Here is a 25,713-nt window from a genome sequence, read left to right as displayed (position 1 = left end):
CTCCCGGACAATAATCAGCCCGCCGCCGGCATGCAATTCGATAAACGCTTAACTGTGCGTTTATCGAACGCTTAGTGCGCCCACCTCAGCTGAACAGCTGGGCACTCAGGTCGCGACTGGAGCTCAGCATGATCGGCAGAAAGCGCTGCTCCAGTTCGGTACGGCTCACTCTTGCAGCATGGGTACTGACGTTCAAGGCTGCGAGCACTTGCCCGGAAGCGTCATATACCGGAACTGCAATGGAGCGCAGGCCCTGCTCCAGCTCTTGATCAACCACACACCAGCCTTGTTCCCGCACCTGCTGCAAACACTCAAGCAACGCTTCGGGCGTATGCAGAGTACGGCTGGTCTTGGCCTGAAACTCAGCATGGGCCAGGTACTCGTGCAATGTCACATCATCCAGTGCCGCCAGGAGGATGCGGCCCATGGAGGTGCAATACGCCGGCAACCGCCCGCCCACGGAAAGATCTACCGATATCAGACGCTGAGTGGTAGCCGAACGGGCAATGTACAGAATGTCGTCACCCTCGAGGGTCGCCATGTTGCAGGCCTCATGCAGCTGCTCGCTCATGCGGTCCAGATACGGCTGGGCCGACACCGCCAAAGGTGTCGATGACAGGTAGGCATGACCGAGAGTCAGTACTTTGGGCAGTAACGAATAAGTACGGCCATCAGTAGTGGCATAACCGAGCTTGATCAGGGTGTACAGGCAGCGGCGCACTGCGGCCCGTGGAATCTCGGTGCGATGGCTGATCTGGGCAATGGTCAGATGGCGTTTGCGCTCCTGAAAGGCCTGCACCACCGCCAGCCCCCGGGCCAATGACGCCATAAAATCGGGATCGCCGGTGAACGCCTGGATACGCTTGGCGGGCGACGCCACAATCGGAGGCGCGATACAGGTAGCGGCATTGCGCAATACATCATTCATCTTCAATCCCCCTGCTTGAATTTATTGTTATTAACCACCTGTCCAACCCGCAGAACGCGTTTGACCCACACAACAGAGGGCGATTATCGAACTGTCGGGCGATAATCGCAATCGACTCGGCATTGCCCTGCCATTGCCCGCGCGGGTAATGGAGAGATCATTTACATGCCGATCGATGATCTTCAATCAGCGCACTTAATCAACGCCTGCGGTCTTTATTAAAAAACCAGCCCTTTCACATTTCATGTGTCAAGCGCCCGACACAGATAGAAACCGTCTGTATAAAGCGCACAGATTAAACCCGGGCGCCGACTTGAAACTTGTGCAGCCAACTCCCCGCCCCCTCAACTAATAGATAAGGTTCGTATCATATCTAGTTAAGCTTTTAGTGCCGTGACTCGCCGATCACCCGAAAGTTGACGCGCCCGAAGTTATTGGGCGATAGTAGCAACATTACTTGGGCCAGCATGCTTCCTAAGTAAGTGAGTGCACAGAATCAAGCACCCTCAGTTATTGGATCCAAGTCGCTGAGTGAATTCAACAAGCCCCGCGGCTTAACATTCAAGTGCACTGCATGTTGTCCCCCTCGAGGGTGAACACTTACCGTGGCGATCTGCATTTTTAGTTGATGACATGCGGCGTGCAAAGAACGGCTTGTTTAACCTTGTCATTGCTTACAGGCCGTGCACAAGGCGAGCACACACGTTAAATCGAACGCCCTCTCGTACACGATGGTTCACCGGATTTAATCTCAACTCAATTAGGTAATACTGTGACGAAAGACGAACTGCGCGCAGAACTTGAGCGTCAGGAGCAACGTTACAAGGATGTTTACGGTGGCGAAGTGACTATCTACGCTGCCCAGCCAGAACCGGAGCGCAAACCCTGGCGCAAACGGGCCAGCCTGCTGGATCAGGCATTTTCCCAGGAAATTCAAAAAATTGAACAAGAGCTCAAGCCAGAGGAACCCTGAACCTTTGGCCTGAATGCAGCTATTGAGCGCGGCTGGAGGTCCCTGACGACTGGCCATTCGCGCGCGCTTTGCAGTGGTTTGTGACGCCGAGGCTGAAACTACCCCTTCTCACGGGCCGGATTGAAGAAATTTCATCCTTCAGTCGTAGCCTTCACAAGGGCAGGTATCAGCCCCGCAAGAACGCGTACAGCCTTTGATATCAGCGGCTTGGAGAGGAGTTCAGGTTCTCTGCCGGGAATAGCCCTCACTGGTTTTTTCATTTATAGATGTTACCAACGGACAGCTAGTGCATCGATTAGCGGGGTTTTCTGGCATAATCCGCACCCCTTTATGACCGTGTCAGAAAACCTTCATGATCGATCTATTAAGCGGATTGGACGCCTGGGTTCTTATCAGCCTCTTCTTCGCCCTAGCCTTTGTTCTCGCATTTGAGTTCATAAACGGCTTTCATGACACCGCGAATGCGGTAGCAACAGTCATCTACACCAAAGCCATGCCGCCTCATCTGGCGGTGTTCTTTTCCGGTGTGTTCAATTTTCTCGGCGTTCTGCTGGGCGGGGTCGGTGTGGCGTATGCCATCGTCCACCTGCTTCCGGTAGAGCTCCTGGTCAATGTAAACACCGGACATGGCCTGGCCATGGTGTTCTCGCTGCTTGCCGCTGCCATTACCTGGAACCTGGGAACCTGGTATTTCGGGATTCCCGCGTCGAGTTCACACACCCTGATCGGCTCTATCCTCGGTGTCGGCCTGGCCAATGCCCTGATCAACGGAATTCCGGTGAGTGAAGGTGTTAACTGGCAGAAGGCCATCGACATTGGCGCCTCGCTGGTGTTCTCGCCAATGGCCGGATTCGTGATTGCGGGACTGTTGCTGGTTGGTCTCAAGTGGTGGCGTCCTAACTCCAAGATGCACAAGACCCCGGAGCAACGCCGCAAACTGGACGACAAAAAGCATCCGCCGTTCTGGAACCGTCTGGTTCTGGTGATCTCGGCCATGGCGGTGAGTTTCGTTCACGGCTCCAACGATGGCCAGAAAGGCATCGGCCTGATCATGCTGGTTCTGATCGGCATCGTGCCAAGTGCGTTCGTTCTGGACCTCAACAGCACCACCTATCAGATCGAGCGGACTCGCGATGCAACCCTGCACCTGAGCCAGTTCTATCAGCGTAACAACGCCTCCCTGAGCGAGTTCCTGGCACTGGGCAAAAGCGTAAAAGACGACTTGCCGGATCAGTTCAGCTGCAACCCGCAGCAAACCGAGCCGACCATCGCCGCGCTACTGAGCTCGCTTAAAGGCGTAGCAGACTACCACTCGCTCCCGTCTGAAAAGCGTATCGAGATCCGTCGCTACCTGCTTTGCCTGGACGACACCGCGAAGAAAGTCAGCAAGTTGCCAGCACTTGAAGCCCGTGAAAAAGCGGACCTCGAAAAACTGCGCAAAGATCTGACCGCCACCACTGAATACGCGCCATTCTGGGTGATTCTGGCAGTTGCTCTGGCTCTCGGGCTGGGCACCATGGTTGGCTGGAAGCGCGTGGTGAAAACCATCGGCGAGAAGATCGGCAAGCAAGGCATGACCTATGCACAAGGCATGGCGGCCCAGATCACCACGGCCTTTGCCATTGGCCTGGCCAATGTCTTCGCCCTGCCGGTATCGACGACACACATCCTGTCATCGGGTGTTGCCGGCACCATGGTCGCCAACAAGAGCGGCCTGCAAAGCAGTACGATCAAAACCATCCTGATGGCGTGGGTGCTGACCTTACCGGCCACCATCGCACTGTCTGCGGGGCTGTTCTGGCTGGCATCGAAAATGCTCGCCTGATTTAGCGTCGAACAAAAAAGGTACGCCCCTCACGGGTCGTACCTTTTTTTATGCCTGGGGTACGGGCAAAAAACCCACGCAAAAAAATAGGCGACCGAAGTCGCCCAAAATGCCTTGCGTGCTCATACCCCGAAAAGACCTGCGCTATTTGCGCTTGCGGGAGTCTTTCCAGATAAAAATGCCCAGTCCCGCGAAAAACAAGACCATGAGGCCGACGGTAAATACTCCAGCGATAACCACATTATCGAGAAACATGACGGCCTCCTGCGGGTCTGTTGTGTGTTGCAGCTAGATTAACCAGACGCGCAGGCGTAGAACTTGACCAGGATCAATAGTGATCCACGGCGACAGGGACTTGGACGGGATATTTGACACAGATCATCTAAAACGCCGCTGTTCAGCGCTTTCTAGGTTTTTTCTTCGGCTTTTTTGCGGGTTTTGCCAACGGCATTGCTTGCTCGAAGGCTTGCCGTACTTCATTCAGCTTCTTTTCTTTAAGGTCGTGCACCCGTTTGGCGCGTTCGGCACCCAGGTCGACCAGCTTGTTGTCTTGGCTCATAGCGCAATCAGGTCACTGTCAGTGTTTGAGTCGGTGCACCGCAGACCGCAAAGGTCTCAGGCAATGGGCCAATAATGCGACGCCGCGCCACCCCTGACCAGAAAAAATCGCCTCAGACCTTTATATCAACCCACAAACCCAAGCGCTGTGTGCCATCGACCGCTGGCAATTGCGGCCCTGCATCTTCAGCATCAGAGGGGCTTTGAGTCTCCTGTTCCTCTGCTTCACTGCGACGCTTTTGCTGTTGACGCTGCTGCTCCTCGCGCAGCAACAGCGTGGCCTGCTCACTATCATGATCGCTCAGGTTGATCGCGCTTTCACCCGCAGCTGCCTGGGCGGGCACTACTGGTGGAATGTCCGGCCGTGGGCGCACCGGATCTTGTTGAGACGTCACGGGGACTACACTCAGAGGCAGGATGGGCGGCAACATGGCGATTGTTCTCCTATTCCTGATGCTCGATCAACGTGAGCCACTCATCGAAAACCGCTACCGGCCCAAGTAAAGCCGAACAGCTTTTTATGAGAGTCCTTTGGACTGAGGCCCCTGATCCGTTAATATACTCGGCTTTTTCGAAGCGGGAGTCAGGCAGCATGGCGCAGCAGTATCAACCGGGGCAACGCTGGATTAGTGACAGCGAAGCAGAGCTAGGTTTAGGCACCGTTCTGGCACAGGACGGTCGCTTGTTGACCGTGCTCTATCCGGCCACTGGCGAAACCCGCCAATATTCGCTGCGCAACGCACCGCTCACGCGCGTACGGTTCTCGCCGGGTGACACCATCATCCACTTCGAAGGCTGGAAGATGACCGTGCGCGAAGTCGACGATGTCGACGGGCTGATGGTCTATCACGGGCTCAACGAGCAAAACGAGCCTGTTACCCTGCCAGAAACCCAACTGTCGAACTTCATCCAGTTCCGTCTGGCCAGCGACCGCTTGTTCGCCGGCCAGATCGATCCGCTGTCCTGGTTCTCCCTGCGTTACCACACCCTTGAACACACCAGCCGCCAGTTGCAGTCGCCACTGTGGGGCCTGGGCGGTGTGCGTGCACAACCTATTGCCCACCAGTTGCACATCGCCCGCGAAGTTGCCGACCGGATTGCACCAAGGGTCCTGCTGGCTGACGAAGTAGGCCTGGGTAAAACCATCGAAGCCGGTCTGGTCATCCACCGCCAGCTGCTCAGTGGCCGCGCCAGCCGCGTGCTGATCGTGGTGCCGGAAAACCTGCAGCACCAATGGCTGGTGGAGATGCGCCGGCGCTTCAACCTTGAAGTCGCGCTGTTTGACGAAGAGCGCTTCATCGAAAGCGATGCCAGCAACCCGTTTGAAGATACCCAGCTGGCGCTGGTTGCACTGGAATGGCTGGTCGACGACCCCAAGGCTCAAGACGCTTTGTTTGCAGCGGACTGGGATTTGCTGGTGGTCGACGAGGCCCATCACCTGGTGTGGCACGAAGACCAGGTCAGCCCGGAATACGCCTTGATTGAACAACTGGCAGAAGTGATCCCGGGCGTATTGCTGCTGACCGCTACCCCGGAACAACTGGGCCAGGACAGCCACTTCGCCCGCTTGCGCCTGCTCGACCCCAACCGCTTCCACGATCTGGCCGCCTTCCGTGCCGAGAGCGAGAACTATCGCCCGGTCGCCCAGGCCGTGCAGGAGCTGCTGGACAAAGGCCGCCTGTCGCCTGAAGCCCACAAAACCATTCACGGCTTCCTCGGCGCCGAGGGTGATACCTTGCTGGCTGCCGTTAACGATGGCGATGCCGAAGCCAGCGCACGCCTGGTGCGCGAACTGCTCGACCGTCACGGCACCGGCCGCGTCCTGTTCCGTAACACCCGCGCAGCCATTCAGGGCTTCCCGGAGCGCAAGCTGCATGCTTATCCGCTGCCATGCCCGGACGAATACCTGGAACTGCCGCTGGGCGAACATGCCGAGCTCTACCCCGAAGTCAGCTTCCAGTCCCAGCCGGACGCCAGTGAAGAAGAACGCTGGTGGCGCTTTGACCCTCGGGTAGAGTGGCTCACCGACACGCTGAAGATGCTCAAACGCACAAAAGTGCTGGTGATCTGTGCCCACGCCGAGACCGCAATGGACCTGGAAGACGCCCTGCGCGTGCGCTCCGGCATCCCTGCAACGGTCTTCCACGAAGGCATGAACATTCTTGAGCGCGACCGCGCAGCGGCCTACTTCGCAGACGAGGAGTTCGGCGCCCAGGTACTGATCTGCTCGGAAATCGGCAGTGAAGGTCGTAACTTCCAGTTTGCTCATCATTTGGTGCTGTTCGATCTGCCGTCCCACCCGGACCTGCTGGAACAACGAATTGGTCGTCTGGACCGGATCGGCCAGAAACACATTATCGAAGTCCACGTGCCGTACCTTGAGACCAGCCCGCAACAGCGCCTGTTCCAGTGGTACCACGAAGCGCTGAACGCCTTCCTCAATACCTGCCCTACCGGCAACGCACTGCAACACACGTTTGGCCCGCGCCTGCTGCCGTTGCTTGAAGCTGCTGACGATGAAGAGTGGCAGGCATTGATCGACGAAGCCCGCACCGAACGCGAGCGTCTGGAGCAAGAACTGCACACCGGTCGCGACCGCCTGCTGGAGTTGAACTCCGGCGGCTCGGGCGAAGGCGAAGCGCTGGTTGAAGCGATCCTTGAACAAGACGATCAATTCACCCTGCCGATCTACATGGAAACCCTGTTCAACGCCTTTGGCATCGACAGTGAAGACCACTCGGAAAACGCCCTGATCCTCAAGCCAAGCGAAAAAATGCTCGACGCCAGCTTCCCCCTTGGCGACGACGAAGGCGTGACCATCACCTACGACCGCAACCAGGCCCTGTCGCGCGAAGACATGCAGTTCATCACCTGGGAACACCCGATGGTGCAGGGCGGCATGGACCTCGTATTGTCCGGTTCGATGGGCAACACCGCTGTCGCACTGATCAAAAACAAGGCACTCAAGCCCGGAACCGTACTGCTTGAACTGATTTACGTCAGCGAAGTGGTTGCCCCGCGCTCGCTGCAGCTGGGCCGTTACCTGCCACCTGCCGCTCTGCGCTGCCTGCTGGACGCCAACGGCAATGACCTGTCATCACGCGTGGCCTTCGAAACCTTGAACGAACAACTGGAAAGCGTGCCCCGTGCCAGCGCCAACAAGTTCATTCAGGCCCAGCGTGACAACCTCACGCCGAAGATCAACGCCGGTGAAGCCAAGATCGCGCCACGCCACGCAGAACGTGTTGCCGAAGCACAGCGTCGCCTGGCCGCCGATACTGAAGAAGAGTTGGCACGCCTGACAGCATTGCAAGCGGTTAACCCGAGCGTTCGTGACAGCGAACTGGTTGCCTTGCGCAAGCAACGGGAACAAAGCCTGGCCATGCTTGAGAAAGCCGCCCTGCGTCTTGAAGCCATTCGCGTATTGGTCGCAGGCTGATTGAAAACCCGCTTGCGCAAGGCAAGCGGGTTTATTGATTCCCCCTGAGCAGGAGCCCAACCTGCTCACGCAGCAGGCTTCAAGCCTCGTGATCAACAGCGCGAGGCTTGCCCCTTACCGCCTTAGCGCTAAGAGGAATAGCGATCGTAATCCTCATAACAAAATGATAGACATCATCTTGCCATCATTGCTGCAGCCAAAATTCCAGCCTCTATACTTGAGACCGAGCTAGCGCCTGACGACTAGCAAATCTGCAATCAGTGCCGAGGCGCGCTATGGAATGGCTGGACTTGCAGTTTTTTGGTCCGCACATGGATAACGGGCGACAACTGCTTTACAGCAGCCATAACCCTTATCTGGTATTTCTCGCCTATCTGGTGGCCTGCGCGGCTGCTTTAGCTGTGCTGCACATGGTGGAACGTACTGCCAACAGCGAAAAAACCATGGCAAAAACCGTGTGGCGATGGCTTGGCGCCAGCTGCCTGGCAGGCGGTATTTGGGCCATGCATTTCATCAGCATGCTGGCATTTGAATCCCGGTCCGAAACCCACTACGACCTTGGCATCACCAGCGTCTCGCTGTTCATTGCATGGATTGGTACCCTCATCGCCATGCAAATCCTCAATACCCCTGCCCCCAGTCGTGCCCGGCTACAGCTGGCGGCGCTGGTTTTTGGGGTGGCTGTTTGCTGCATGCACTATGTCGGCATGTCAGCCATGCACTCCAACAACCTGAGCCATTATCAACCGCAGCTGATCGCTCTCTCCTTGTTCACGGCCGTCGCAGCAAGCTATGGCGCGCTGCTGATGACCTCTTGCCTGCTCTCCACCAGCGGTTTGCCCCATCAGCTTTTCAAATACGCCATCAGCCTCGCTGCCGGTGCAGCCCTGCTCAGCGTGCACTTCATCGGCATGTGGGCGATGCACACCTACTCGCCTGCTGGCGACACCGGTCAGGCACTCATTGAAAACAACCACTGGCAACTGGCCTTGATGGTGGCCCTGATCAGCTTGTTGCTGATTGGCTGCAGCATCAGCGCAGCCTTGGTCGACAAGAAACTGCAGCACAAAGAGCATGACCTGAAACGGGTCAACGCCCTGCTCAGCCAACTTGACCTGGCCCGCGTGTCCTTGCAGCAGGTGGCGCTTTACGACCCGCTGACCAATCTGATCAACCGGCGCGGGTTCAACCAGATTTTTGCCGAAAAGCTGATCGAGCGCACGGCACACAACGGCAAGCTGGCGGTGATGTTTCTCGACATTGATCACTTCAAGCGCATCAACGACAGCCTGGGCCATGATGCCGGGGACCAGTTGCTCAAGACCATCGCCACCCAAATCAAAAGTGCCACCCGCAGCCATGATGATGTGGTCGCGCGTTTTGGCGGCGATGAATTCTGCATTTTAGTCAGCCTCAACCACCGCGATGAAGCTCAAAGCATGGCCCAGCGCATCATGCTTAAACTCAAAGAGCCCATCGAGTTGGCCGGCAGACGCATGGTGATGACCACCAGCATCGGCATCAGTGTGTTTCCGGACGACGGCACCACCAGTACCGAGTTGCTCAAACACGCAGATCTGGCGCTCTACCAGTCCAAAGGCAATGGTCGCAATAGCCTGACCTTCTTCAGCTCGAACCTGAAAGCCCGCGCGTCGCTGGAACTGCAGATAGAAGAAGAACTGCGCAATGCACTGATCGATGGCAGCGGATTACTGGTGCATTACCAACCCATCTTTGACCTTAAGACAGGCCGTGTCGCCAAACTCGAAGCCCTGGTGCGCTGGCAGCACCCTGAGCATGGCTTGCTCGCCCCGGACCGTTTCATCAGCATTGCCGAAGCCAACGGTCTGATCGCCGAACTGGACCACTGGGTGTTGCGCAAGGCCTGTCAGGACCTGGCTGCCCTGTCACGCATGGGCTGGCAGCAACTGGGGGTCGCGGTTAATTGCTCGGCACTGAATCTGGTACGGGTAGAGCTGGCCGACGAGATTGAAAATGCCCTGCGAACATCCGGCATCGCCCCCCATCGACTGGAGCTGGAAGTCACAGAAAACGCCTTGATGGGAAATATCAACAGCACCTCGCAACTGCTTCGGCAGATTCGCGCCCTCGGCGTGTCACTGTCGATTGATGACTTCGGCACCGGGTATTCCTCCCTCGCCTATTTAAAGCGCCTGCCTCTGAACACGTTAAAAATTGACCGTTCATTCATTCAGGAAATCCCGGCCTCCAGCCAGGACATGGAAATCGTCCAGGCCATTATCGTCATGGCCCACACCCTGCACTTGCAGGTGGTCACCGAAGGCGTTGAAACCAATCAGCAATTCGAGTTCCTCAGGCAATACGGCTGCGACTATGTCCAGGGCTTTCTGCTAAGCCGCCCGGTACCTTTTGAGGCTCTGCATGAGTTGCTCGATGAACTGAATAAACGCTCCCTGCCCGAGTCCGGTCACACAGCCTTTCAACTCTCGAGCCAGTAAGCCCGAACCCATCTGGCAGGCACAAAAAAACGCCACAGTCGGGACTGTGGCGTTTCTCTACGGCAACTGGCCACTACGGCGAAACCAGTTACTGCCCTACACACTCACGACCTGAAATGCCTACGGCAAAAAACGCTCTAACTTGGTGCTTTATATTATTTCTCTGCCCTTTCCTGGACCATAACCCAGGGGGAAACCACCACTGCCCACAACTGCGGGTTACGCTCAAGAACGTCTAGCGCCTGCGCTTCGGTCATCTTTCCAAGCACTCCGGACGCCATCCAGGCGGCCACTTTCTCTGCATCATCCTGAGTCACGGCCTGCGCCGCTTCGATCAGGTCCAGTGCAGGATCAACCCACAACAGATCGCCTTTGGCGAAGAACGGCTGCAAGGCATCCCATTCAATAGTTGAGGTCTCGCCAAGCAGCTTGGCATAGAGGGTGCTAGGTTCTTGGTTCATGGGTTTCACCTGGTAAAAAATCGGCGTAATGATAGCGCCGCTCACCGGGTAGAAAAACCCGAATAAAGGTGGAGACGTCAAGAAAGAGTAAGGGCTAAGGACGGCAAGGCTGATCTGGCAACATTCAGATAAAAAACATCAGCATATTCCGCCGCCATTCTGTCTCTTTCTTTCGTTTAAGCGACATTTCCTGCTTTTCCCCTCGGATACACGCTATTCAAGCGCTAAACCGGCGCTCTACACTGTACCGGTACAGTTGCAGGGGGGATTGGCCGGGAATTTCGCTAGAAAAGACCCGGTCCGGCTGCCTTGGCTTCCAGGACTATAAAAATTACAACAGAAGAGTGGAGCACCAATAGAGATGGCTACTAAGCAAATTACCAAATTGTTTGCCGCGATGGTTTTGGCCGGGGTTGCCAGCCATTCGTTTGCAGCAGACACCATCAAGATCGGTATTGCGGGTCCTAAAACAGGCCCTGTTACTCAGTATGGCGACATGCAGTTCACTGGCGCCAAACAGGCTATTGCAGACATCAACGCCAAAGGCGGAGTTGACGTCGACGGCAAAAAGCTCCTGCTTGAAGCCAAGGAATACGACGACGCCTGCGATCCAAAACAAGCCGTTGCAGTAGCCAACAAAATCGTCAACGACGGCGTCAAGTTTGTAGTCGGTCACCTGTGCTCCAGCTCTACCCAGCCTCCTTCGGACATCTACGAAGACGAAGGCATCATCATGATTACCCCCGCCGCCACCGCGCCGGAAATCACCGCCCGTGGTTACAAGAACATCTTCCGCACCATCGGTCTGGACAGCGCTCAAGGCCCTGCGGCCGGTAACTACATCGCCGATCACGTCAAACCGAAAGTCGTCGCAGTGCTGCACGACAAGCAGCAGTACGGTGAAGGTATCGCCACCGCGGTCAAACAGACTCTGGAAAACAAAGGCGTCAAAGTCGCAGTCTTTGAAGGCGTCAACGCTGGCGATAAAGACTTCGCGGCGGTCATTGCCAAGCTCAAGCAAGCCAATGTCGACTTCGTTTACTACGGCGGTTACCACCCTGAGCTGGGCCTGATCCTGCGTCAGGCCAAGGAAAAAGGCCTGAACGCCAAGTTCATGGGCCCGGAAGGCGTGGGTAACGACTCCATCTCGCAAATCGCCCAGGGCGCTTCCGAAGGTTTGCTGGTGACCCTGCCACAAGCATTCGACCAACAGCCTGAAAACAAGGCACTGGTAGCGAAGTTCGTCGCAGACAAAAAAGACCCGACCGGTCCGTTTGTATTCCCTGCCTACACCGCAGTTGAAGTCATTGCCCAGGGTATTGAACAAGCCAAAAGCGAAGACACTGCAAAAGTGGCCAAAGCCATCCATGACGGGACATTCAAGACCCCGATGGGCGACCTGAGCTTTGATGACAAAGGCGACCTGAAGAACTTCAAGTTCGTGGTCTACGAATGGCACTTCGGCAAACCTAAAACAGAGGTTAGCCCTCAGTAAGTCCCGGTTCCTGATCTGACAACGAAGCCCACTGCGCGAGCAGTGGGTTTTGTTTTACGAACCCTGGATTCACAGAAAAGGGGCCGCGCTTTCGTGATCCGGAAGTCTGCCCACCTGAAAATCTTTAAAACCGTCACCAGCGGTTCGCTGGCAGAAGACCTGCGCTCAAAGTGGGTGAAAAACCCCATGACCCAGGCCGGAAAATGACTCCACCAGTGAAATGCGTCTCAGGTTTTTAGGAGCTTTGTAATGCCTGACATCTATCACTTCTTCCAAATGCTGGTTAACGGCCTCAACGTTGGCAGCACCTATGCCCTGATCGCCATCGGCTATACGATGGTTTACGGCATTATTGGAATGATCAACTTCGCCCACGGCGAGGTGTACATGATTGGTTCCTACATTGCGTTTATCGCCATCGCCGGCCTGACCATGATGGGTCTGGACAGCGTGCCATTACTGCTGACCGGGGCGTTTATCGCCAGCATCGTGGTCACCAGTGCTTATGGATACAGCATTGAACGGGTGGCTTACCGTCCTCTGCGTGGCAGTAACCGCCTGATCCCCTTGATTTCTGCCATCGGCATGTCGATTTTCCTGCAAAACATGGTGCTGTTGTCCCAGGACTCGAAAGACAAATCGATCCCTAACCTGATCCCCGGCGGCTTCACCTTCGGTCCGGGCGGGGCTAGCGAAGTCGTTGTCTCCTACATGCAAATCGTAGTCTTCGTGGTCACCCTCCTGGCCATGCTCGGCCTGACCCTGTTCATCTCCCGTTCACGCCTTGGCCGCGCCTGCCGCGCCTGCGCCGAAGACATGAAGATGGCCAACCTGCTGGGCATCAACACCAACAACGTGATTGCCCTGACGTTTGTGATCGGCGCCGCTCTGGCAGCCGTTGCCGCCGTTCTGATCAGCGTGCAATACGGCGTGATCAACCCCGGCTCCGGTTTCCTCGTGGGGCTTAAAGCCTTCACTGCTGCAGTATTGGGCGGGATCGGCAGTATCCCCGGCGCAATGCTTGGTGGTCTGGTGCTTGGTGTGGCTGAAGCCTTTGGTGCCGATATCTTTGGCGACCAGTACAAAGACGTAGTGGCTTTCGGCCTGCTCGTATTGGTACTGCTGTTCCGTCCGACCGGCATTCTGGGACGTCCGGAGATTGAAAAAGTATGACTAGGAATCTTAAATCGGCGTTCTTCAGCGCCCTGCTGGTATGGGCCGTCGCCTACCCGGTACTCGGTCTGAAACTGACTATCGTCGGAATCAACATCGAAGTTCACAACACCAGCACCTTTACCCTGAGCGTGATTGCGATCTGCTCGCTGCTGATGTTTGTGCGCGTGTTGTTCAACCAGCAACTGAGCGCGGCCTGGAAGGCTTCGCCCAACATGCCAAAAGTGCCGTCCAGAGCCACTGACTTCCTGACCCTGCCCAGCACCCAGCGCTGGATCATTCTGGGTCTGGTGATCGTGGCCCTGATCTGGCCGTTCTATGGTTCCCGCGGTGCCGTGGACATCGCCACCCTGATCCTGATCTACGTGATGCTGGGCCTTGGCCTGAACATCGTGGTCGGCCTGGCCGGGCTGCTCGACCTGGGTTACGTGGGCTTCTATGCAGTGGGTGCCTACACCTATGCATTGCTGGCGCACTACTTCGGCCTGAGCTTCTGGATCTGCTTGCCGCTGGCCGGTTTGATGGCAGCCACCTTTGGTTTCCTGCTGGGTTTCCCGGTCTTGCGTTTACGCGGTGACTATCTGGCCATCGTGACCCTGGGCTTTGGTGAAATCATCCGCCTGTTCCTGCGTAACCTGACGGACATCACCGGCGGGCCGAACGGCATCAGCAACATCCCGAAACCGACCCTCTTCGGCCTGAGCTTCGACAGAACCGCAGCCGAGGGCATGCAGACGTTCCACGAATACTTTGGCATCGCGTACAACTCGATCAACAAGGTGATTTTCCTGTACCTGATCGCGCTGGTGCTGGTGCTTATCGTACTGTTCGTGATCAACCGCCTGCTGCGCATGCCGATCGGTCGCGCGTGGGAAGCCCTGCGTGAAGACGAAATTGCCTGCCGTGCACTGGGCTTGAATCCGACCATCATCAAGCTGTCGGCCTTCACCCTGGGTGCCACCTTTGCAGGCTTTGCCGGCAGCTTCTTTGCCGCCCGCCAGGGCCTGGTGACCCCGGAGTCGTTCACCTTCCTCGAGTCGGCGATCATTCTGGCCATCGTGGTACTGGGTGGCATGGGCTCGCAACTGGGCGTGATTCTGGCAGCCGTGGTGATGATCCTGCTGCCGGAAATGATGCGTGATTTCAGTGAGTACCGGATGCTGCTGTTCGGCGCCCTGATGGTGCTGATGATGATCTGGCGTCCGCAAGGTCTGCTGCCAATGCAACGTCCTCATCTGGAGCTGCGAAAATGAGCCGCGAGATACTGAAAGTCAGTGGCCTGTGCATGCGCTTTGGCGGCTTGCTGGCGGTGAATGGCGTCGCGCTGACCGTCAAGGAAAAACAGGTAGTGTCAATGATCGGCCCTAACGGCGCCGGCAAAACCACGGTGTTCAACTGCCTGACCGGCTTCTACAAGCCATCGTCGGGCAGCATCCTGCTGGATGGCGAACCCATTGAAGGCCTGGCAGGCCATGAAATTGCCCGCAAGGGCGTGGTGCGTACCTTCCAGAACGTGCGCCTGTTCAAGGACATGACAGCCGTTGAGAACCTGTTGATTGCTCAACATCGCCATCTCAACACCAACTTCCTCGCGGGGCTGTTCAAAACCCCGGCGTTCCGTAAAAGCGAGCGCGATGCCATGGACTACGCCGCGTACTGGCTGGACAAGGTCAACCTGACCGAGTTCGCCAACCGCCCGGCGGGCACCCTGGCCTACGGCCAGCAACGGCGCCTGGAAATCGCTCGCTGCATGATGACGCGCCCGCGCATCCTCATGCTCGACGAACCGGCAGCCGGTCTCAACCCCAAGGAAACCGAAGACCTCAAGGCGCTGATCAGCGTTTTACGCAACGAGCACAACGCTACGGTGCTATTGATTGAACATGACATGAAACTGGTCATGAGCATTTCCGACCATATCGTAGTGATCAATCAGGGCACACCTTTGGCCGACGGGACTCCGGAGCAGATCCGCGATAACCCTGAAGTGATCAAAGCCTATCTGGGGGAAGCGTAAATGCTGCAATTTGAAAACGTCTCTACCTTTTACGGCAAGATCCAGGCACTGCACGGGGTGAATGTCGAGGTACGTCAGGGCGAGATCGTGACCCTGATCGGCGCTAACGGCGCTGGCAAGTCGACCTTGATGATGACCCTGTGCGGCTCGCCCCAGGCCCAAAGCGGCAGCATTCGCTATCTGGGCGAAGAACTGGTGGGGCTGACTTCGGCGCAGATCATGCGCAAGAGCATTGCCGTGGTACCGGAAGGCCGGCGGGTATTTGCCCGCCTGACCGTGGAAGAGAACCTTGCCATGGGCGGGTTCTTTACTGAGAAGCACGAATACCAGGAGCAAATGGACAAGGTTCTGCACCTGTTCCCGCGCCTGAAAGAGCGTTTCAATCAACGGGGCGGCACCATGTCCGGTGGCGAGCAGCAAATGCTTGCGATCGGCCGGGCGCTGATGAGTAAACCCAAGTTGCTGTTGCTCGACGAACCATCACTTGGGCTGGCTCCGATCATCATTCAGCAGATTTTCGACATTATTGAACAACTGCGGGATGAGGGCGTGACGGTGTTTCTGGTGGAACAGAACGCCAACCAGGCGCTAAAAATTGCTGACCGCGCCTACGTGCTGGAAAACGGCCGGGTGGTGATGCAAGGCACCGGAGAGCAATTGCTCAACGATCCAAAAGTGCGTGATGCCTATCTGGGCGGCTGACGCTGCCTGCGACACAAAACGGCCCTTCGGGGCCGTTTTTCATGGGCGCCGGAAAAGGCTGCGCCGACCGGAACCCTAACTTCTTTTCAGTCGCCTGTAACAAATCCCGGGCTGCTCTCTCTAGTGGGGTAAGCCGGCAGCATTCAGTGGCCGGCGTAGTAAATATCACCCCTGGAGACTCACCATGAACAACAAAACCACCCGCACTTTTTCCGCTGCAGCCCTGGCTCTTGCCCTGGGCTCTACTTTGACCGTTGCCGCTTTGCCAGCCCAGGCGGCCGGCGATATGGAGAAGTGCTTCGGGGTTGCCTTGAAAGGCCAAAACGATTGTGCCGCAGGCGCGGGCACCACCTGCGCAGGCACCTCCAAAACCGACTACCAGGGCGATGCCTGGAAACTCGTGCCTAAAGGTACCTGCGATAAAACGGCCAGCCACACCTCATCCACCGGCTTTGGCCAACTTGCCGCTTTCACTGCCAAATCCTGATATCCAGCCATGGGTCCTGATGATGCACAGTTCAACTGCTTCGCTCATCGCGCCTCGTATCTCCCAGCTCCCGCCGCGTGCGGGCCTGGGGCTCAAGGCCGAACACTTCAAGGATGTACTGGAATCCCTGCCTGATGTCGGGTTCTTTGAAGTACATGCAGAAAACTACATGGTGGCAGGCGGCCCCTTCCATCATTACCTGGGTCTGATCAGAGAACGCTACCCGTTGTCGATTCATGGGGTCGGCCTGTCGATTGGCAGCGACACCCCACTCAATATCGAGCATCTGCAACGTTTACAAACTTTACTTGCCCGCTACCGGCCCCGGGTGTTTTCAGAACATCTGGCCTGGTCCAGCCACGGGCCGCATTTTCTCAACGACTTGCTGCCTTTGCGCTATGACCTGAGCACCCTGCAGCGGGTCTGCGCACATATAGATCAGGTTCAAAACACCTTGCAGCGCCAGATACTGCTGGAAAATCCCGCGACCTATGTGGAGTTCGACCAGACACATTTCGACGAAGCGAGCTTCATTCATGAAGTCATCTCCCGTAGCGGCTGCGGCCTGTTACTGGACGTTAACAATGTGTACGTGTCCTGCGTCAACCATGACCGCGACCCCCTGGCCTATATCAATGCACTGCCCTTGCACGCGGTGGGCGAACTTCATCTGGCAGGCTTTGCAGAAGATATCGACCAGTCAGGGCAGCGCTTGCTGATCGATAGCCATGGCGCCCCCGTCGACCAGGCTGTCTGGGCGTTGTACCAGCAGGTACTGGAATGCGTTGGCCCGGTGGCCACGCTGATCGAGCGCGACAACCAATTGCCTGTTTTCAGCGAACTGCTCGCCCAGGCCGAGCTCGCTGACTGTTACCTGCTAACGACCCGGGAGCGAACATGAGACTACAAGAAGCGTTCAGCGCAGCCGTGCTTGACTCCCAACAGCCATGCCCGCGAGGTTTGGTATCGCGCAACGGGCACATCGAGAGCCGTTTCGCGGTGTATCGCAACAATGTCCAGAGAGGGTTGATCAATGCGCTGGCATTCAGTTATCCCGTAGTGGCCAGGTTGGTGGGCGAGTATTTTTTTCAGGAAATGGCACGGCTATTCATTAAAAAAAGCCCGCCTGACAGTCCGATAATGAGCACCTATGGCGTCCGTTTTGCTGACTTCATTGGCGATTTCGAGCCCGCCAGGAGCCTGCCCTACCTGGCAGATACCGCACGTCTTGAGCGCTTGTGTGTAGCGGCCTATCACGCAGCAGACGCCTGCGCGGTGGATCCGCAGGTACTGGCCCGGATGCTCAAGGTGCCAGAAAGTCTCGGTCAGTTGCACCTGCAGCTGCACCCCGGCGTTGCAACCCTGGACTCGCCTTACGCCGTAGCCGATTTATGGGCCGCACATCAAAACGAGGAACTAAGCCAGGGACTTGACCTGAGCCTGCCACAAAGCACCGTGGTGCTGCGTTATGGATTATCTGTCGAGGTATTCGCCGTCAGACCCGGTTACACGGCCTTTATCAGGCATCTGCAGAGCGGCCATGCCTTGGGGCCCGCCGCGGAACATGCCCTGCAGGTTGATCCTTACTTTGACTTGAGCCAGGCCCTGGCGCTGCTGATTACCCATGACGCCATCACTGATTTGTCCCCTGCTCCCGAGATTTCACCATGAACACGCCTGTCGCAACCTCCTGCCTGTTACGCCGTTGGATCGAGTACGCAATTGCACTCATGCAGCGCATCCCCCACAGTTTGATCGCTTTGATCGCACGCTTTTCCATTGCCGCCGTGTTCTGGAAGTCAGGCCAGACCAAAGTCGAAGGTTTTGCCATCGACCTGGTTAACGGTACGTTCCAGCTCGGCGTACCGCACCTGGCCGCGTCCACCACCTACCTGTTCAGCACCGATTACCAGCTGCCACTGCTGCCCCCTGATGTAGCTGCATACGCGGCGACCCTCAGTGAGCATCTGTTCCCGGTGTTGATCCTGCTGGGTTTCGCTACCCGCTTTTCGGCGCTGGCCCTGCTGGGCATGACCCTGACCATTCAGTTGTTCGTCTACCCCGATGCTTACCCGACCCACGGCACCTGGATCGCAATTCTGTTGTACCTGATGGCAAGAGGTCCGGGCGCCTGTTCAATTGACCGGCTGATTGCGCGCCGCTATGGCTGAAGCCGGTCTAATGCCTCACCGCTACGCTTAAACCAGCCCGTCAGGTAGTCCGCCAGCACCTGGGTGCGCCTGGGCAAGCCCCCCTGATAGGGATGCACCAGATACATGGGATTGCTGCGGGTCTGATAATCACGCAACAAGCCGCGCAAACGCCCGTCCGCCAGCTCAGCCTGGAGCATGTAAGACGGCAAACGGGCGATTCCCGAACCGATCAGGGCGGCTTTTTTCAGCAAACTGTAGTGATTACTGGCGAACACCCCCGATACCCGAACCCGATGCAAATCATGCTGCTGGTGGTACTGCCACTCCTCACGCCCACTGTAGTGACTGTTCAGCAAGCACTGATGCTCCACCAGTTGCTGCGGAGTATCCGGCTCGCCGTGTTGCTCAAGATAGGCCGGGCTGGCGCAAGTGACTTCATGCCAGGTCAGCACGGGCCTGGCCACTAACCGCTCGTGACTGCTCACTTGCGAGCGGATCGCCAGATCAAAACCGTCCCGCGCCAAATCGCGATAACTGTTGTTGAGCTCCAGCTCAATCTGCACCTGCGGGTAATCCCGGGAGAACTCCAGCAGCAGTGCATCAAAGAAGGTTTCACCCAGTGACACGGGCACAGTCATACGCACCGGACCTGCCATGTCATCCTTGAGCCGTGCCAATGCCTGACGCGCACGCTCCACTTGTACTACCAGCGCCTGAGCCTGGGGCAGCAATGCAGCGCCGGCTGCAGTCAGACTCAGGCGCCTGGTAGTGCGGTGCAGCAACACCACCGAGAACTGCGCTTCAAGGTGGCTGATGCGCTTGGACAACTGCCCTTTGCTGCACCCCAGCTGCTGGGACGCCAGGGTAAAACTGCCGGCATCGATCAACACCGCGAACGCCGCCAGGTCATCCACTTCGCTCATTGATTGTTTCCATATGAAAACCAAAGGTTGCCCATTAGTGCGCTTATCACCTTAAAACACCAGCATTAGACTCAACCCACACCCCATCACTGAAGGAACATGGCAATGAAGATTCTGTTGATCGGCGCTACGGGCACCATAGGCTCAGCCATTGACCGCGAGTTGTCGCCCCGCCATGAAATCGTGCGCATTGGTCGCAGCAGTGGCGATTTCCAGGTTGATATCAGCAACAGCGCTTCGATTCGGCAACTGTTTGAAAAGACCGGTCGCTTCGACGCCCTGGTGTGCGCTGCAGGCAACGTCAATTTCGTGCCATTGGCCGAGATGAGCGAAAAAGACTTCACCCTGGGCTTGCAGGACAAACTGATGGGGCAGGTCAATCTGCTGCTGATCGGTCGTGAATTTGCTAACGACGGCGCTTCGTTTACGTTCACCAGCGGTGTAATCAACCGTGAGCCGATTCGTACCGGCAGCAGCGCAGCGCTGGTAAACGCCGCACTGGATGGCTTCGTAAAAGCCGCGGCGATCGAACTGCCCCGCGGCCTGCGGGTGAACTCGGTGAGCCCTACCGTGCTGACCGAAGCCATGGGCAAATATGCCGCATACTTCCGCGGATTCAAGTCGGTCGCAGCAGCTGAGGTGGCGTTGGCCTACGCCAAAAGCGTAGAAGGCCTGCACACCGGGCAAACCTATCAGGTCGGCTAATCGACCAGTCTCTTTGCAGGGGCGGGCTTTGCGGATCAAAAAATCTCGAACGGGCATGCTCGCGCAGGGCCTGCCCGGCGGAAAAAAAGATCGCCCCTTGTGCAGCACTTCGCGCCTAAGTAACGTGGCAGCACTAGTCAGGAGTCTCAATGATGCGTGCTGCTCGTTCCTTGGTTTTGTTCGCCCTGTTGCCCCTTTTTGCGGGCTGCCAAATGTTCAACAGTAAACCCGCTGACAGCAATGCCGGCATGACCCGTCTGCAAGGTGAGCTGGTTTCGGCCAATGGCCAGTTAATTTTTCAGCCATGCGTCGGGCAACAGCGCTATGTGGTGCGTGACAGTGCCAGTACCACCCTGGTGCAAGACGCCACGGACATGCCTGACAAGCCCGGCAAGTTGTTCGCCGACATTCGCGGCAGCTTTGTCACCGGTAAAGTCCCCGGCACTGACGGCGAAGTTCAGCTGCAACAACTGTATCGCCTGGAGCGCAACAGTTCCGCCTGCAAAGACCCCAACTTCAAACAAATCACCGTGCATGCCAACGGCAATGGCCCGGCGTGGGAAGTCCAGGCAGGCGCCAAGGGCATGGTGCTAAAACGCGAAGGCCAGCCACAACTGGCACTGCCTTTTGTTGAGGAACAGGTCGGCGACGGTCGCTTCTCCCTGTCCACAGAAGCCAACAACCAACACATCGAACTCTGGGTCGCCCCGCAACGCTGCACGGACAGTGTCAACGGCAGCATTCAGCATCTGGGCGCTGAACTGCGGGTCAACGGTCAGGTACAGCGTGGTTGTGGCTACTTCGGTGGCGCACGTAACGACTAAACGACAAATGTTGCTGACGGTCTGACCTCCAGGCAGCTTATAATCGCCGGTTCGCGTTAAGGCTGCCGGGGTTTGCCTGGCCCCTCTATTGGACACTGTCATGTTACGAATTACCGAACTCAAGTTGCCGATCGACCATCCCGAAGAAGACCTGCGCCCTGCCATCGTGCAGCGCCTGGGCATCGCCAGCGATGACCTGCTCGATTTCACCTTGTTCAAGCGCAGCTACGATGCGCGCAAAAAAACCTCCGAATTGTGCTTCATCTACACCATCGACCTGAGCGTGCGCGATGAAGCCCCGCTGTTGCTGCGGTTCGCGGATGACCGCAACGTCAATCCTGCTCCGGACGTCAGCTACAAAGTTGTCGGCCACGCGCCCCAGGATTTACGCGAACGCCCGATTGTGGTGGGTTTTGGCCCATGCGGTATTTTCGCTGGCTTGCTGCTGGCACAAATGGGCTTCAAGCCGATCATTCTTGAGCGCGGCACTGAAGTGCGCCAGCGCACCAAAGACACTTGGGGCCTGTGGCGCAAAAACGTCCTGAACCCTGAATCGAACGTGCAGTTTGGCGAAGGTGGCGCCGGGACCTTCTCGGACGGCAAGCTCTACAGCCAGATCAAAGACCCGAAACACCACGGTCGCAAAGTGCTGCACGAGTTTGTCAAAGCCGGTGCGCCGGACGAAATCCTCTATGTCAGCAAACCGCACATCGGTACGTTCCGTCTGACCGGCGTAGTCGAAAACATGCGCCAGCAAATCGAGGCGCTGGGCGGCGAGGTACGCTTCCAGCAACGCGTTACCGACGTATTGATCGATGACGGACACTTGACCGGTGTGGTCCTGGCCGATGGCGAGCAACTGAACTCGCGGCACGTGATCATGGCCCTGGGCCACAGCGCCCGAGACACCTTCCGCATGCTCCATGAGCGCGGTGTATATATGGAGGCCAAGCCGTTCTCGGTGGGTTTCCGTATCGAGCACCCGCAGTCGTTGATCGACAGCGCGCGCCTCGGCAAGTACGCCGGTCACCCGAAGCTGGGCGCCGCTGATTACAAGCTGGTTCACCACGCCAAAAACGGCCGCTCGGTCTACAGCTTCTGCATGTGCCCCGGCGGTACAGTGGTTGCAGCCACCAGCGAACCCGGCCGCGTCGTGACCAACGGCATGAGCCAATACTCGCGTAATGAACGCAATGCCAACTCAGGCATCGTGGTCGGCATTACCCCCGAAGACTACCCGGGTGGACCTCTGGCCGGTATCGAGTTGCAAGAGCGTCTGGAGGCCCACGCCTATGTGTTGGGCGGCAGCAACTACGAAGCGCCGGCGCAATTGGTTGGCGACTTTATTGCGGGCAAGCCGTCCACCGCACTGGGCAGTGTTGAACCGTCCTACAAGCCGGGCGTATCCCTGGGTGATTTGGCACTGGCTTTGCCGGCCTACGCCATTGAAGCCATCCGCGAAGCCTTGCCGGCATTCGAGAAGCAGATCAAAGGTTTCTCGATGCATGACGCGATCCTGACCGGGATCGAAACTCGCACCTCATCGCCATTGCGCATGACCCGCGACGGGTCGATGCAGAGTCTCAATGTCAAAGGCCTGTTCCCGGCTGGCGAAGGCGCAGGATACGCCGGCGGAATTCTGTCGGCGGGCGTGGATGGCATCCGGATTGCCGAAGCCGTTGCCCGGGATATTCTCGGTATCGAAGCCTGACCCTGTACCGCTGCCGCCAGGCTTCGACAAGGGCTGTTACGCAGCCCTTTTCAGCTCCAGGCAGCGGTACAGTTTGATCCACAGGACAGTTCCTGCAGTCTGCTCAAACTCAACGCGGCTCCATTGGGCACTCAACTGCTAGGCTCTTTGTCGAAGTGAGATCAACGCGTTGTTTAAAACAAAAGCCAACCCGGTTTTTGTTTTAACCAGCGGGTTCACAAGTCCGGGTATCGCACCCCATAACTATCCGATGGAGAGCCACCTTGCCTCTGCGTAGCACTTTCACTCGTTTCTTTCAGTTGGAAGCTGCCAGCGGTCTGTTGTTGATTGCAGCTGCGGCTCTGGCTTTGATCATCAACAATTCGCCGCTTTCCCACTACTACACAGCCTTTCTTGACGTACCGGTGGCCGTGCAGATCGGTGCCTTGCAAATCGCCAAGCCCTCGCTGCTGTGGATCAACGATGGCCTGATGGCTTTGTTCTTTCTGCTGATTGGCCTGGAGGTCAAACGCGAACTGCTCGACGGACAGCTGTCCAGACCGTCCCAGGTAGTACTGCCCGGTGCAGCCGCAGTTGGCGGCATGGTAGTGCCGGCACTGATTTACTGGTACATCAACAAAGATTTCCCGGACGCCCATGGCGGCTGGGCAATCCCGATGGCCACTGATATTGCCTTCGCCCTTGGGGTGCTGGCCCTGCTCGGCAAACGTGTCCCGGCGTCACTCAAACTGTTCTTGATGACCCTGGCGATCATTGATGATCTGGGCGCAATCATTGTGATTGCGGTGTTCTACACCACCGAGCTGTCAGGGGTATCCCTGATGCTGGCTGCGGCGTGCCTGGTGATTTTGATCGCGATGAACCGCATGGGCGTGGTCAAGATCGCCCCTTACATGATCATCGGACTGATCCTCTGGGTATGCGTGCTTAAAAGCGGCGTGCATGCCACGCTGGCGGGTGTGACCCTGGCATTCTGCATCCCGCTGCGGACCAGGAACTCCGAACCGTCACCACTGATGGGCATCGAACATGCGCTGCACCCCTGGGTGGCTTACGGGATTTTGCCATTGTTTGCTTTCGCCAATGCCGGCGTCTCGCTGACAGGCGTCAACCTGCACAGCTTTACCCACCACGTGCCGATGGGGATCGCCACAGGCTTGCTGCTCGGTAAAACCCTGGGCGTGTTTGGCTTGACCTGGATCGTGATTAAAACCGGCTGTGCAGCGCTGCCGGCCGGTGCTAACTGGGGTCAGGTGTTTGGCGTAGCGATTCTGTGCGGTATCGGGTTCACCATGAGCCTGTTCGTAGGCTCCCTGGCGTTTGTGGCGGGAAGCAGTGATTACGTGGGAATGGACCGCATGGGCATCCTGACCGGCTCAATTCTGGCGGCGCTGATTGGCTACGGGGTTACGGCGTTCTTTAGCCGTAAACAACAGGTCGCCTGACCTTGCGCGAGCCCGCTCCCGGATAAGGGTCATAGATAAACAAAAACCCCGGCCAGTTCACACTGGCCGGGGTTTTGTTTTTAACGGTGTCGCCTGGGCGTTACTGGGTAACGCGGCTGGTACCGTCAACAGTCATGATGCGTACACGCTCACCGGTACGGAACACCTGGTTCGGCTCAACCTGCTGCACGTAGGCACGGGTGCTGCCGTCGTCTTCACGTACGGTGATTTCTACACCCTGGGTCTTGGTCAGGCCCGACTCGGCTGCCGAGCCCAGCAGGCCACCAGCTACTGCACCGATAACGGCGGTCACGATGCTGCCACGGCCACCACCGATAGCACTGCCACCAACGCCGCCGATAACAGCACCTGTTGCAGCGCCGATCGGGGTTTTGGTGCCTTCAATCTGTACCGGACGCAGGGCAACGATGGTGCCCATGCGAACAGTTTGCACGCGGCGCGCTTCATCGCGCGAGTAGGTGTCGCCGGTCAAGCTCGAGGTGCAGCCGCCCAACAAAACTGTCATGGTCGAAAAAGCAGCAACTAACAGTACGGACTTACGCATAGGATCAACTCCAAAAGATCAGGGATACATTAAACTCTGCAGCCGGGTACATGTCACCGCGCGGCGCAGATAAACAGCCTTTATTCAGCGCCTGTACAGTCTCGTCAGGCCTGACAACTCTCTAAAAACTCGTGTAAGGGTAGCGCGTAATTACCGTTTTGCATTACGCAGCCTCCCGGTAGCGACTTCAGGGCGCCAGCCGCTCAAGGGTCCAGCGAGCGCCGTCAAAACGATAGTTCAGCCGGTCATGCAGACGGCTTGGACGCCCCTGCCAGAACTCGATGCGCTCGGGCAATAACCGATAACCGCCCCAGTGTTCAGGACAGTGCGGCTGGGTCTCGCTGAAACGCGCCTCTGTGGCTTCAAGCAGCCCGATCAACTCTTCGCGACCCGCAATCACCTGGCTTTGTGGCGAAGCCCAGGCCCCGATCCGGCTACCCAACGGGCGAACCTGATAGTAGGCATCGGACTCTTTCGCCGACACCTTGATCACCTGACCTTCGATACGCACCTGGCGCTCCAGGGTAGGCCAGAAAAAGGTCATCGCCGCAAAGGGACATGCGGCCAATTGCTGGCCCTTGGCGCTGGTGTAGTTGGTGAAAAAGGTAAAACCCTGATCATCCAGACCTTTAAGCAGGAGCACCCGACAATGCGGGCGACCCTGTGCATCGACCGTGGCCAGGGTCATGGCGTTGGCTTCGACCGGTGGCTGCTCGGTTTTGACCGCGTCACTGAACCACTGATGAAACAGCGCGAAAGGCTCATCCGGAGCCTGAGCCTCGGTCAGCCCGTCACGGGTGTAATCACGGCGCATATCTGCCAGCGATTGAGTCATGAGCCAATCCTTTC

The 25,713-nt window shown here is 57.3% G+C and carries 25 protein-coding genes; 17 read left to right on the top strand and 8 right to left on the bottom strand.

Annotation, left to right across the window (positions count from 1 at the left end):
• Positions 1-85: 85 nt before the first annotated feature.
• On the bottom strand, positions 86-928 hold the full coding sequence (pcaR, locus tag WG29040_RS10870; RefSeq protein ID WP_003443092.1) for a pca regulon transcriptional regulator PcaR: 843 nt from the start codon (positions 926-928) through the stop codon (positions 86-88).
• 772 nt (positions 929-1,700) lie between these two features.
• Here pcaR and WG29040_RS10865 point away from each other — a divergent pair.
• Positions 1,701-1,901, top strand: coding sequence for a hypothetical protein (locus tag WG29040_RS10865; protein ID WP_003443094.1), 201 nt, complete (start codon positions 1,701-1,703; stop codon positions 1,899-1,901).
• 352 nt (positions 1,902-2,253) lie between these two features.
• Positions 2,254-3,726: an inorganic phosphate transporter gene (locus WG29040_RS10860; protein WP_003443096.1), complete on the top strand. Its 1,473-nt coding sequence runs from the start codon at positions 2,254-2,256 to the stop codon at positions 3,724-3,726.
• 144 nt (positions 3,727-3,870) lie between these two features.
• Here the strand turns inward: WG29040_RS10860 and ccoM are convergent, their stop codons facing one another.
• The 3 genes from ccoM to WG29040_RS10855 form a co-directional block, all read right to left on the bottom strand.
• Positions 3,871-3,981 carry a cytochrome c oxidase subunit CcoM gene (ccoM, locus tag WG29040_RS24640; RefSeq protein ID WP_003443097.1) on the bottom strand — a complete coding sequence of 37 codons (111 nt, stop codon included), beginning with the start codon at positions 3,979-3,981 and terminating at the stop codon, positions 3,871-3,873.
• Positions 3,982-4,123: 142 nt separating this feature from the next.
• A complete protein-coding gene (locus tag WG29040_RS24320; RefSeq protein WP_165878353.1) occupies positions 4,124-4,285 on the bottom strand; it encodes a hypothetical protein in 162 nt (53 codons plus the stop codon).
• A gap of 112 nt (positions 4,286-4,397) precedes the next feature.
• Positions 4,398-4,715 carry a hypothetical protein gene (locus WG29040_RS10855; RefSeq protein ID WP_003443100.1) on the bottom strand — a complete coding sequence of 106 codons (318 nt, stop codon included), beginning with the start codon at positions 4,713-4,715 and terminating at the stop codon, positions 4,398-4,400.
• A gap of 161 nt (positions 4,716-4,876) precedes the next feature.
• Between WG29040_RS10855 and rapA the strand changes: the two genes are divergently transcribed.
• Both rapA and WG29040_RS10845 read left to right on the top strand, forming a co-directional pair.
• The gene (gene rapA / locus WG29040_RS10850) at positions 4,877-7,723 is read left to right on the top strand and encodes an RNA polymerase-associated protein RapA (protein ID WP_127196136.1); all 2,847 of its coding nucleotides are present in this window, start codon (positions 4,877-4,879) and stop codon (positions 7,721-7,723) included.
• Positions 7,724-7,998: 275 nt separating this feature from the next.
• Positions 7,999-10,203 carry a bifunctional diguanylate cyclase/phosphodiesterase gene (locus WG29040_RS10845; protein WP_127196135.1) on the top strand — a complete coding sequence of 735 codons (2,205 nt, stop codon included), beginning with the start codon at positions 7,999-8,001 and terminating at the stop codon, positions 10,201-10,203.
• Between the two features lie 155 nt (positions 10,204-10,358).
• Here WG29040_RS10845 and WG29040_RS10840 read toward each other — a convergent pair whose 3' ends face one another.
• The gene (locus tag WG29040_RS10840; RefSeq protein ID WP_003443105.1) at positions 10,359-10,664 is read right to left on the bottom strand and encodes a DUF2288 domain-containing protein; all 306 of its coding nucleotides are present in this window, start codon (positions 10,662-10,664) and stop codon (positions 10,359-10,361) included.
• Positions 10,665-11,019: 355 nt separating this feature from the next.
• Between WG29040_RS10840 and WG29040_RS10835 the strand changes: the two genes are divergently transcribed.
• The 9 genes from WG29040_RS10835 to WG29040_RS10795 all read left to right on the top strand — a co-directional run bounded on the left by WG29040_RS10835 (position 11,020) and on the right by WG29040_RS10795 (position 18,709).
• Complete coding sequence (locus WG29040_RS10835) at positions 11,020-12,159, top strand: branched-chain amino acid ABC transporter substrate-binding protein (RefSeq protein WP_269465423.1); 1,140 nt, start codon at positions 11,020-11,022, stop codon at positions 12,157-12,159.
• Between the two features lie 249 nt (positions 12,160-12,408).
• Positions 12,409-13,332, top strand: coding sequence for a high-affinity branched-chain amino acid ABC transporter permease LivH (livH, locus tag WG29040_RS10830; RefSeq protein ID WP_003443109.1), 924 nt, complete (start codon positions 12,409-12,411; stop codon positions 13,330-13,332).
• Positions 13,329-14,585 carry a high-affinity branched-chain amino acid ABC transporter permease LivM gene (locus WG29040_RS10825; RefSeq protein WP_127196134.1) on the top strand — a complete coding sequence of 419 codons (1,257 nt, stop codon included), beginning with the start codon at positions 13,329-13,331 and terminating at the stop codon, positions 14,583-14,585. The genes livH and WG29040_RS10825 overlap by 4 nt, the downstream gene beginning before the upstream one ends.
• Positions 14,582-15,349: a high-affinity branched-chain amino acid ABC transporter ATP-binding protein LivG gene (gene livG / locus WG29040_RS10820; protein WP_003443113.1), complete on the top strand. Its 768-nt coding sequence runs from the start codon at positions 14,582-14,584 to the stop codon at positions 15,347-15,349. The genes WG29040_RS10825 and livG overlap by 4 nt, the downstream gene beginning before the upstream one ends.
• Positions 15,350-16,051, top strand: a complete 702-nt coding sequence (locus WG29040_RS10815) for an ABC transporter ATP-binding protein (RefSeq protein WP_003443115.1) — start codon at positions 15,350-15,352, stop codon at positions 16,049-16,051.
• A 184-nt stretch (positions 16,052-16,235) separates the two neighbouring features.
• Entirely contained in the window at positions 16,236-16,538 is a 303-nt protein-coding gene (locus WG29040_RS10810; RefSeq protein ID WP_127196133.1) for a DUF2282 domain-containing protein, read from the top strand.
• A gap of 22 nt (positions 16,539-16,560) precedes the next feature.
• On the top strand, positions 16,561-17,439 hold the full coding sequence (locus WG29040_RS10805) for a DUF692 domain-containing protein (protein ID WP_127196132.1): 879 nt from the start codon (positions 16,561-16,563) through the stop codon (positions 17,437-17,439).
• Positions 17,436-18,209 (top strand): DNA-binding domain-containing protein, encoded by a 774-nt coding sequence (locus WG29040_RS10800; protein WP_003443135.1) that lies wholly within the window; start codon positions 17,436-17,438, stop codon positions 18,207-18,209. The genes WG29040_RS10805 and WG29040_RS10800 overlap by 4 nt, the downstream gene beginning before the upstream one ends.
• The gene (locus WG29040_RS10795; RefSeq protein WP_127196131.1) at positions 18,206-18,709 is read left to right on the top strand and encodes a DoxX family protein; all 504 of its coding nucleotides are present in this window, start codon (positions 18,206-18,208) and stop codon (positions 18,707-18,709) included. Before WG29040_RS10800 ends, WG29040_RS10795 begins: the two co-directional genes overlap by 4 nt.
• Here WG29040_RS10795 and WG29040_RS10790 read toward each other — a convergent pair.
• A complete protein-coding gene (locus WG29040_RS10790; protein WP_010655675.1) occupies positions 18,700-19,614 on the bottom strand; it encodes a LysR family transcriptional regulator in 915 nt (304 codons plus the stop codon). The two genes, WG29040_RS10795 and WG29040_RS10790, sit on opposite strands and share 10 nt — an antisense overlap.
• Positions 19,615-19,719: 105 nt before the next feature.
• Here WG29040_RS10790 and WG29040_RS10785 point away from each other — a divergent pair, with 105 nt between their 5' ends.
• From WG29040_RS10785 to nhaA, 4 genes are all read left to right on the top strand, one after another.
• Positions 19,720-20,319 carry a short chain dehydrogenase gene (locus WG29040_RS10785; RefSeq protein WP_127196130.1) on the top strand — a complete coding sequence of 200 codons (600 nt, stop codon included), beginning with the start codon at positions 19,720-19,722 and terminating at the stop codon, positions 20,317-20,319.
• A 152-nt stretch (positions 20,320-20,471) separates the two neighbouring features.
• Positions 20,472-21,143, top strand: coding sequence for a COG3650 family protein (locus WG29040_RS10780; RefSeq protein WP_003443139.1), 672 nt, complete (start codon positions 20,472-20,474; stop codon positions 21,141-21,143).
• Positions 21,144-21,243: 100 nt separating this feature from the next.
• Positions 21,244-22,854: an NAD(P)/FAD-dependent oxidoreductase gene (locus tag WG29040_RS10775; protein WP_003443140.1), complete on the top strand. Its 1,611-nt coding sequence runs from the start codon at positions 21,244-21,246 to the stop codon at positions 22,852-22,854.
• Between the two features lie 263 nt (positions 22,855-23,117).
• Positions 23,118-24,299 carry a Na+/H+ antiporter NhaA gene (nhaA, locus tag WG29040_RS10770; RefSeq protein ID WP_010655673.1) on the top strand — a complete coding sequence of 394 codons (1,182 nt, stop codon included), beginning with the start codon at positions 23,118-23,120 and terminating at the stop codon, positions 24,297-24,299.
• A gap of 100 nt (positions 24,300-24,399) precedes the next feature.
• Here nhaA and WG29040_RS10765 read toward each other — a convergent pair whose 3' ends face one another.
• Positions 24,400-24,864: a glycine zipper 2TM domain-containing protein gene (locus WG29040_RS10765; protein WP_003443142.1), complete on the bottom strand. Its 465-nt coding sequence runs from the start codon at positions 24,862-24,864 to the stop codon at positions 24,400-24,402.
• Positions 24,865-25,051: 187 nt separating this feature from the next.
• Positions 25,052-25,699: a pyridoxamine 5'-phosphate oxidase gene (gene pdxH / locus WG29040_RS10760; protein WP_003443143.1), complete on the bottom strand. Its 648-nt coding sequence runs from the start codon at positions 25,697-25,699 to the stop codon at positions 25,052-25,054.
• Between the last annotated feature and the right edge of the window lie 14 nt (positions 25,700-25,713).

The sequence above is a fragment of the Pseudomonas sp. PAMC 29040 genome, from assembly GCF_003994535.1.
In the GTDB taxonomy this organism is placed as follows: Bacteria; Pseudomonadota; Gammaproteobacteria; order Pseudomonadales; family Pseudomonadaceae; genus Aquipseudomonas; species Aquipseudomonas paraversuta.
The sequence above is the reverse complement of the archived record's forward strand: the minus strand, read 5'-3'. Positions and strand labels throughout refer to the sequence as shown.

Bases quoted from the DNA above. Each gene is read 5' to 3' on its own strand.
- rapA (WP_127196136.1), top strand. From the start codon at position 4,877: ATGGCGCAGCAGTATCAACCGGGGCAACGCTGGATTAGTGACAGCGAA.
- WG29040_RS10810 (WP_127196133.1), top strand. From the start codon at position 16,236: ATGAACAACAAAACCACCCGCACTTTTTCCGCTGCAGCCCTGGCTCTT.
- livG (WP_003443113.1), top strand. From the start codon at position 14,582: ATGAGCCGCGAGATACTGAAAGTCAGTGGCCTGTGCATGCGCTTTGGC.
- WG29040_RS24320 (WP_165878353.1), bottom strand. From the start codon at position 4,285: ATGAGCCAAGACAACAAGCTGGTCGACCTGGGTGCCGAACGCGCCAAA.
- WG29040_RS10775 (WP_003443140.1), top strand. From the start codon at position 21,244: ATGTTACGAATTACCGAACTCAAGTTGCCGATCGACCATCCCGAAGAA.
- WG29040_RS10860 (WP_003443096.1), top strand. From the start codon at position 2,254: ATGATCGATCTATTAAGCGGATTGGACGCCTGGGTTCTTATCAGCCTC.
- WG29040_RS10795 (WP_127196131.1), top strand. From the start codon at position 18,206: ATGAACACGCCTGTCGCAACCTCCTGCCTGTTACGCCGTTGGATCGAG.
- livH (WP_003443109.1), top strand. From the start codon at position 12,409: ATGCCTGACATCTATCACTTCTTCCAAATGCTGGTTAACGGCCTCAAC.
- WG29040_RS10825 (WP_127196134.1), top strand. From the start codon at position 13,329: ATGACTAGGAATCTTAAATCGGCGTTCTTCAGCGCCCTGCTGGTATGG.
- WG29040_RS10815 (WP_003443115.1), top strand. From the start codon at position 15,350: ATGCTGCAATTTGAAAACGTCTCTACCTTTTACGGCAAGATCCAGGCA.
- WG29040_RS10790 (WP_010655675.1), bottom strand. From the start codon at position 19,614: ATGAGCGAAGTGGATGACCTGGCGGCGTTCGCGGTGTTGATCGATGCC.
- pcaR (WP_003443092.1), bottom strand. From the start codon at position 928: ATGAATGATGTATTGCGCAATGCCGCTACCTGTATCGCGCCTCCGATT.
- WG29040_RS10800 (WP_003443135.1), top strand. From the start codon at position 17,436: ATGAGACTACAAGAAGCGTTCAGCGCAGCCGTGCTTGACTCCCAACAG.
- WG29040_RS10805 (WP_127196132.1), top strand. From the start codon at position 16,561: ATGCACAGTTCAACTGCTTCGCTCATCGCGCCTCGTATCTCCCAGCTC.
- pdxH (WP_003443143.1), bottom strand. From the start codon at position 25,699: ATGACTCAATCGCTGGCAGATATGCGCCGTGATTACACCCGTGACGGG.
- WG29040_RS10765 (WP_003443142.1), bottom strand. From the start codon at position 24,864: ATGCGTAAGTCCGTACTGTTAGTTGCTGCTTTTTCGACCATGACAGTT.
- WG29040_RS10780 (WP_003443139.1), top strand. From the start codon at position 20,472: ATGCGTGCTGCTCGTTCCTTGGTTTTGTTCGCCCTGTTGCCCCTTTTT.
- WG29040_RS10855 (WP_003443100.1), bottom strand. From the start codon at position 4,715: ATGTTGCCGCCCATCCTGCCTCTGAGTGTAGTCCCCGTGACGTCTCAA.
- WG29040_RS10845 (WP_127196135.1), top strand. From the start codon at position 7,999: ATGGAATGGCTGGACTTGCAGTTTTTTGGTCCGCACATGGATAACGGG.
- WG29040_RS10840 (WP_003443105.1), bottom strand. From the start codon at position 10,664: ATGAACCAAGAACCTAGCACCCTCTATGCCAAGCTGCTTGGCGAGACC.
- ccoM (WP_003443097.1), bottom strand. From the start codon at position 3,981: ATGTTTCTCGATAATGTGGTTATCGCTGGAGTATTTACCGTCGGCCTC.
- WG29040_RS10785 (WP_127196130.1), top strand. From the start codon at position 19,720: ATGAAGATTCTGTTGATCGGCGCTACGGGCACCATAGGCTCAGCCATT.